Origin of the sequence: Frankia sp. AgKG'84/4 (assembly GCF_023242965.2) — a bacterium.
Lineage (GTDB): Bacteria > Actinomycetota > Actinomycetes > Frankiales > Frankiaceae > Frankia.
This window is the reverse complement of record NZ_JALKFU020001128.1, coordinates 1-1,279: the sequence shown is the minus strand read 5'-3', so window position 1 is coordinate 1,279 and position 1,279 is coordinate 1. Positions and strand designations below refer to the sequence as shown.

The 1,279-nt window shown below is 78.7% G+C and carries 2 protein-coding genes; both read left to right on the top strand.

All coding sequences use genetic code 11. The features are described from left to right. The first annotated feature begins 57 nt into the window (after positions 1 to 57). Positions 58 to 231 (top strand): hypothetical protein, encoded by a 174-nt coding sequence (locus tag MXD58_RS27845; RefSeq protein ID WP_308302064.1) that lies wholly within the window; start codon positions 58 to 60, stop codon positions 229 to 231. 3 nt (positions 232 to 234) lie between these two features. Further along, the coding region (eccB, locus tag MXD58_RS27840) for a type VII secretion protein EccB (RefSeq protein ID WP_250611137.1) at positions 235 to 1,279 on the top strand (1,045 nt) is incomplete at its 3' end.

The following is a 1,279-nucleotide window of genomic DNA, read 5'->3' as shown; positions in this document are numbered from 1 at the left end:
GGCCTCCAGCGAGCTGGTGACCCGGGTCGGTGACCGGGCGCGGACTTCGCGCTCTCACTGCTGTTCGCGCTCGCGGCGGCCCTCGGCGCGCACCTACTGCCGCGCCGGCGGCTGACCCCGCGGTGGGGCCGCGTCGGCGACTGGGCGCACACCGCCACGCTGGTGTTCGCCGTCCCGCTGGTCGTCGTCCTTCTCGGCGGCATCGGCCTGGTCCGCGCCCGGATCGGCTGAGCCGTGCAGTCCCGCCGCGACCAGGTCGACGCCCACGGCTACCTGCTGACCCGCCTGACCAGCGCGCTGGTCCGCGCCGAACCCGACGCGCTCGACCTGCCCACCCGCCGCGACACCCGCGGGGTACTCGGCGGGACGCTGCTGGCCCTCGCGATGCTCCTCGGCGTCGCCGCGTGGGCGCTGCTGTTCTCCGGCGGCTCCACCGCCTGGCGCCAGCCCGGCAAGCTCATCATCGACAAGTCCACCGGCAGCCGGTACCTGCTCACCGGCGGCGAACTGCGCCCGGTGCGCAACATCGCCTCCGCCCAGCTCGCCTACGACGGCCCCCTCGACCTCGTCAGCGTCGCCGGCTCGCGGTTGGCCGCCCTGCCCCGCGGCGCCCCGCTCGGCACCGCCGACGCCCCCGACCTGCTGCCCGCGGCGAAGAAGCTCAACGCCGGCGTGTGGCGGGCGTGCGCGGCACCCGTCCCGGCTGGTACGGCGGGTTCGGGCGGGACGGCGGGCTCGAACGCGCCGCTGCGGATCGACATCGGCGCGCCGCCCGCGCCGGCGGACCGGCGGATGACCGGCGACGCCGCGGTGCTGGTGTCCTCCGCCGGGCGGCAGTACCTGCTGTGGCGCGGTCAGCGACTCGCGCTCGACCGGCCCTGGGCCGCCGACGTGCTCGGCTACGGCGGCGCCGAGGTGACGCCCGTCGACCCGGGATGGCTCGCGCTGGTGCCCGCCGGGCCCGCGCTGACCCCCGTCGACGTGCCCGGCCGGGGTGGACCCGGGCCGGGGGTCGGGGGCCGCCCGGCGACCCTCGGGCAGCTGTTCGCCGCGCGCGGCGCCGACGGCAGGACCGTCCACTACCTCCTGCTGCCCGCCGGCCTGACCCCGCTGAGCGCCACCCAGGCCGCCCTCGCCCTCGGCGAGGCCGGAATCACCGCCGAGACACCGGTCAGCCCGGCGGAACTCGCCGCCGGGCCGCGCGGCACCGTCCCCACCGCCCAGGCCGCGCTGCCGGCCGCACCGCCGCCGCTGCACAGCCCCGCCCACGGCGAGGCGG